The 5,708-nt window shown below is 43.7% G+C and carries 6 protein-coding genes; 1 reads left to right on the forward strand and 5 read right to left on the reverse strand.

Annotation, left to right across the window (positions count from 1 at the left end):
* From LC574_RS23320 to ssuD, 5 genes are all read right to left on the reverse strand, one after another.
* On the reverse strand, nucleotides 1-1,184 hold a 1,184-nt coding region (locus tag LC574_RS23320), incomplete at its 3' end, for an FAD-binding oxidoreductase (RefSeq protein WP_229455955.1).
* A 682-nt stretch (nucleotides 1,185-1,866) separates the two neighbouring features.
* Nucleotides 1,867-2,109: a hypothetical protein gene (locus LC574_RS23325; protein WP_229455956.1), complete on the reverse strand. Its 243-nt coding sequence runs from the start codon at nucleotides 2,107-2,109 to the stop codon at nucleotides 1,867-1,869.
* 453 nt (nucleotides 2,110-2,562) lie between these two features.
* Nucleotides 2,563-3,129, reverse strand: coding sequence for an NADPH-dependent FMN reductase (gene ssuE, locus LC574_RS23330; RefSeq protein ID WP_229455957.1), 567 nt, complete (start codon nucleotides 3,127-3,129; stop codon nucleotides 2,563-2,565).
* The gene (locus LC574_RS23335; RefSeq protein WP_229455958.1) at nucleotides 3,126-3,764 is read right to left on the reverse strand and encodes a carbonic anhydrase; all 639 of its coding nucleotides are present in this window, start codon (nucleotides 3,762-3,764) and stop codon (nucleotides 3,126-3,128) included. Before LC574_RS23335 ends, ssuE begins: the two co-directional genes overlap by 4 nt.
* A 27-nt stretch (nucleotides 3,765-3,791) precedes the next feature.
* Nucleotides 3,792-4,952, reverse strand: a complete 1,161-nt coding sequence (gene ssuD, locus LC574_RS23340; RefSeq protein WP_229455959.1) for an FMNH2-dependent alkanesulfonate monooxygenase — start codon at nucleotides 4,950-4,952, stop codon at nucleotides 3,792-3,794.
* Between the two features lie 368 nt (nucleotides 4,953-5,320).
* On the opposite strand from ssuD, the gene msrB reads away from it, so the two are divergent.
* Nucleotides 5,321-5,708: peptide-methionine (R)-S-oxide reductase MsrB (gene msrB, locus LC574_RS23345; RefSeq protein WP_229455960.1), on the forward strand; the 388-nt coding region annotated here is incomplete at its 3' end.

A 5,708-nucleotide genomic window follows, 5' to 3' on the forward strand; every position in this document is an offset into this window, starting at 1 on the left:
GGTGCTTCCAGAATTGTTAAAAAACCTCTACTCGCTTGAGTGCGATCGCGCACTTTCAAAACTTGATTTTTATCCTCTAATTGTAACAAACCCAAACCACTACTTATATGAATTAAACCCAACTCCACCTGAGTCAAAATCTCCACGGCAGCAGTAGGTAACACTCCTATTTTGCAAGTAATTACAGATTCTGTGGCAGTAGTATGTATACGTTCTTGCAATCTCTGCCATAGATTAGCCTCATCACCATCGGCAAAAATTGCCCCATCTAAACCTAACTTTTGTCCTACTTCCAAAATTCGGTTTGACTGTTCCTTAACACTCTCACTAATACTTTGAAAGCGGGCAATTAATCCCAGTCCTTGACCCAAACCTAAACTGGACACGAGTTTAGTTGATAGCAAATCAGCCTGAACTGGTGTTAACGCCGAACCTCGAAGGATATCAGCCGCTTGAGATACAGCCTCTGCACTGCCAGTTAGTACCACCGTCCCCGATGCCTCTGATAGCGGATACACGCGGAAAGTTAGTTGACTAATAAAGCCTAATGTGCCATAAGACCCAGTAAGCAACTTCATCAAGTCATATCCGGCAACATTTTTAACTACTCTTCCCCCAGCTTTAGCGACTTGTCCATCAGCACGCACAAAGGTAATACCTAGTAGCTGGTCGCGCACACTACCATAACGTTGCCGCAGAGAACCTGTATCACCTGTGGCAACAATACCGCCAATGGTTGCTGACTCTGGTGCTGTGGGGTCAAGGGCGAGAAATTGCCGCGATTTTGCCAAAAGTGCTTGCAAATCAGAGAATTTCATCCCAGTTTCTACTGTAACAGTCAAATCTCCAACAGCGTGTTCAATGAGTTGGTTAATGCGTTCTGTACTAACTACAATATCAACGCCTTTAGCTAAACCGCCCCAGCTAAGTTTACTGCCACTACCACAGGGGAGGACGCGCCAGTTATTTGTGTGAGCTGTGGCAATAACTGCGGCTAGCTGTTCTTGGGTGCGAGGATAGACAATACAACTGGGAACCTTTCCAAAAGCTATAGCCTGTTGAATACGTTTTTGCTGACCGAGTTTAATATTTTCCCAAAGGCAAATAGCATTTTCTTCGCCGACGATAGATGCAAAATCAGAAGCGCAGACGGCTTGCGGCCTGTCGTTATACATTGCTTTCATTGAGTTTATTTTTTTACGCCCTACATCTAAAATACTTGCTAACTTGACCAAAAAAGCGCATTGTCATTAATATAGGGAGCGATGCCTACGGTGGTCACTGAGTTTACGGTGAGCATCTCGGCTCCCCTCGATGGAACCGCAGTCGAACTGCGTAGCCGTTCGCGCAGCGTCCCGTAGAGAAGTGCGGACTGCGCCAACGCTAGCTTGTAATCAGCGCTCACTGCTAGCCAAATAAAATAAGGTTGTTTTTCAAGCGATCGCTATTGGTTGATAATATAATTTTGCAGCAGTCTGTAAGTTTAACGTTTTTAATGAATGGTTCAACAATATTAATAAATGATTGAACAGTATTAACAACAGCTTATCCATCTATAAAAAAACTTAAGTTTAATTAACAACAGCTTCTTTATTTCTTATAAATGATTCAACGGTATTCACAACAGCTTCTCTATCTATAACAAAAACTTAAGTTGGATTAACAACAGCTTCTTTATTTCTGATAAATTTAGGACTTACGCACCAGTAACGGAAAAACAAACCGCGAAGGCACGAAGGAATAAGAGTTGGAGAGAGTTTTTGCGTAAGTCCTGAAATTTTCAAGTTTGAATAATCATTTATTATGAAAATGGCGCTTTGGTTGGGCAAGGTATTAGCCTTACCCAACCTATAATTTTGGGAAACTTTACAACCACGGATGACGCGGTGGGTTGACATTGTTCAAAAAGTAATTACCAACAGCGTAATATTTCCAACGCACAGGATCGTGTAGGGTGTGCGCTCTAGCATTGCGCCAGTGGCGATCGTAATTAAACTCCTGCAAGGTGGACTTTGTACCTGCTAGTTCAAACAACTTGTTAGTTGCCAGCAAGGATGCTTCGGTAGCTAAAGCTTTGGCTTCCCAATTTTGCACAAAGGTGTAAGTCAAAAGCGAATGAAGCGGTAGCGTAATGAAGCAATCGCAAGATATGGGATTGCTTCACTCCACTACGTTGCGCTCGCAATGACAATTCATAACGTGGGTTTGATATAGGATTCCTATTTGATTTTTGAATAAACACCGTACACCTCGAAAAGCCTGATTCCCTACTCCCTACTCCCTATTCCCTACTCCCCGCCTACGCAAATAATTTCAAAAATCAAAGCGGATTACTATATAACTTACACATTTGGGATGCTCCCAATTACAACGGTGTTAGTTGAATAGACTAGAAAGGCTTGGAGAGAGGTCTGGGTTTGGTCTACTTTCTTTGAATATTGCTAGAAAATTGTAATTTCTTAGACTAAATTTATGTTGCTTTGATTAACTTTTCAAAAAAGGTAGCAGATGGATATAAATTACCCCTCTGCTACAAGTAAACGGAGGTATAAACTTGATTATTTAATTGGCATGAACCAATTCTTGAGGTGCTGCGGCATCATATTCTACAGCTTTCACAAATTCCTTGAGAACGTCTTTGAGTCTTTGCTCAATTTCCGCATCTAACAGGACGCTGTTATCAGCTTGTCGTTCAATTTGTTTGTCTACCGCATAAACAGTAGCTAGGATATGCCGCGCTCCTAATTCAGATAACACAGGTTTCAGTGCATATTCAATTGCCAATAAATGCGCGATCGTCCCACCAAGAGCAATTGGTAACACGGGTTTACCTGTCAATGATTTTTGTGGCAGCAAATCTAGAAATGTTTTTAGCACTCCTGTGTAAGCAGCTTTGTAGATTGGGGTGGCAATAATTACACCATCTGCCTTTGCTAATAAAGCTTTTGGCTGTTCTAAAGCAGGACTATCGTAACGTCCAAAAACTAAATCTTCAGCAGGCAAATCTCGAACTGAAATAATGTCTACATGCAAGCCTTCTTGTTGTAAAAGCTTGGCAGTGTATTCGACAAAACCGTAAGTTCTAGATGGATGGGTTGGACTACCAGCGATCGCTAGAATATGAGTCATTCAATTAAACTCCCAATTTCTAAAATGGGTTCAGTATGTTTTGCAGTTTTGGCCTTCATAGCTGATGCTGTGTTGACCTGATCACTCAGACGTTTGTGGGGACGGCGCAAACTCATACTCTCCACTTCCCAGATGTAGCCATGAATAACTACATCCTGGGGAATTAAAGCAGAATTACGCAGCAATTCCACCTGCTGTGTGCAGATTTCATCCACATCAGTAAACGTTTTGATCCATTTGGAAAAAACGCCTTTTGGTAGCTTCAACTCTGGCAAAGCAGGATCGACATTAACTTGATCCACGTCAATACCTTGATTTCGTAATACCTCACTGAGAAAGTCTCCTGATGCTGTCATCATGCCACACTCGGTATGATTAATAACGATGATTTCTTTGGTGCCAAAAAACTGTGTAGTTAACATTGCTGACCGAATAGCATCATCCGTCACTAAGCCCCCGGCATTACGAAAAATATGAGCATCTCCTTCACTAATTCCTAATGCTTTTTCTACAGGTAAACGTTCGTCCATACAAGCCAGCACCCACAAGCGTTTATTGTTAGGTATCCCCAACTGACGACGCAATGCCCACGCTTCTTTTTCTGAGATGTTTTGGTCAATTTGTTGGTGCAACATGGCTGTTAATCTTCTAGTTCTTAATTACTAGGATATGGACGTTGCTCTTTCCTGATGCTGCTGCTTAGGGAAATCTTCATTTGCCACAATCTCACCAAATGGACTTAAGACGTGTTGCTTCTCCACCACTGGCAGATTCTCTAAGGGCAAATGGGGAAATAGAAGTTCTGCAACTCGATAAGCTTCCTCTAGGTGGGGATAGCCAGAGAGAATAAAGGACTCAATACCCAAAGAAGCATATTCCAACATCCTGGCAGCTACGGTTTGGGGATCGCCGACTAAGGCCGTTCCCGCACCACCCCGTACCAAACCAACTCCCGCCCACAGATTTGGGCTGATCTCTAATGCCTCACGATTACCGTGGTGTAATTGAGTCATCCGGCGTTGTCCAACTGAGTCCATCCGGGCATAAGCTTTTTGAGCTTTAGCGATCGCTTCCTCATCTACATACTTAATCAATTGATTCGCCGCATCCCAAGCTTCACTCTCGGTTTCGCGCACAATCACATGTAGGCGAATCCCAAACCGCAAAGTTCGGCCTTCTAGTTCTGCAAATCTGCGAACTGATGCAATCTTCTCGGCTACTTGCGCCGGTGGTTCGCCCCAAGTTAGATAAACATCTACATGCTTGGCAGCAATTTTTTGAGCAACCGCAGAGGAACCGCCAAACCACAAGGGTGGGTATGGCTTCTGTACGGGTGGAAACAGCAGCTTACCATCTTGAATGTTGAGATAGTCGCCTTGGAGATTAGCTTGTTCACCACTAGCGATCGCTCGCCATACTGTCAAAAATTCATCTGTTAATTCATAGCGCTGATCGTGATCCAAATGCAAGCCATCACCCGCTAACTCCACAGGATCGCCCCCTGTCACGACATTAATCAGCAAGCGTCCCCCAGAGAGACGATCAAAAGTCGCCGCCATCCGTGCTGCTACTCCAGGTGATACCAAGCCGGGACGAATCGCCACCAAAAAACGCATCTGTCGCGTCAGTGATACCAGTGTTGATGCTACAATCCAAGCATCTTCGCAAGAGCGACCCGTGGGCAGCAATGCCCCTGTATAACCAAGGTCATCCACCGCTTGGGCAATCTGCCGCAGATAAGGAAAGCTTACTGCCCGCCCACCTGTAGCAGTTGCAAGGTAACGTCCGTCGCCGTGGGTTGGGATGAACCATAGTAGCTGCATGAGTCCTATCCTTTAAAACTACGGTAATTCGGTAGAAATACCGTTCTTTATTGATAATTTTTAAAGTATCACATATTCTACTTAATCAAGCAAGAAGTTTTCAAAAAACTCCGGTAACTCTATCAGTCCAATGTATATTAAGCCCTGTTCGCTCAACTGGCGATCAAAAAAATAGGGCATACGGTATAGTTATTCTCCTTGTCTCCCTCATCCTCCCCTGCTCCCCCTGCTCCCCTACCCCCTTCCTTCTATCTCTCTGGTAGAGAAGCGGCTTGTCGTCAGACATCGCTGATTATAGTCATTAATGTAGGGAATCCCGTACTAGAGTTGATTGCCCAGTGAACCGGAAAATAGAAAATAATAGATATATGGACAAACGATATTTTTTACAGGCTAGTGCAGTAATAGTCGGCACAGCATTGTTATCAAGGTATATCAATTGGGGGTCAGAAGCGATGACAACTTCTAATAGTGGATTTGAAATTACCAAACCTGAAGAAGAGTGGCGCACGATTTTAACGCCAGAACAGTTTAATGTATTGCGTAAACACGGGACTGAACGCCCTCACACCAGCCCATTGGATAAGAAATACGACAATGGCACTTATTATTGTGCTGCGTGTGAACAGCCACTGTTTACCTCTGATACCAAATTTAACAGTGGTACTGGCTGGCCTAGCTTCTTTAACCCAATTGAAGGTGCGATCGCTACTACTGTAGATCGGTCGTTGTTTATGACCAGAACTGAAGTGCATT

It is taken from the genome of Nostoc sp. CHAB 5715, from assembly GCF_020829685.1.
Taxonomy (GTDB): Bacteria; Cyanobacteriota; Cyanobacteriia; order Cyanobacteriales; family Nostocaceae; genus Nostoc.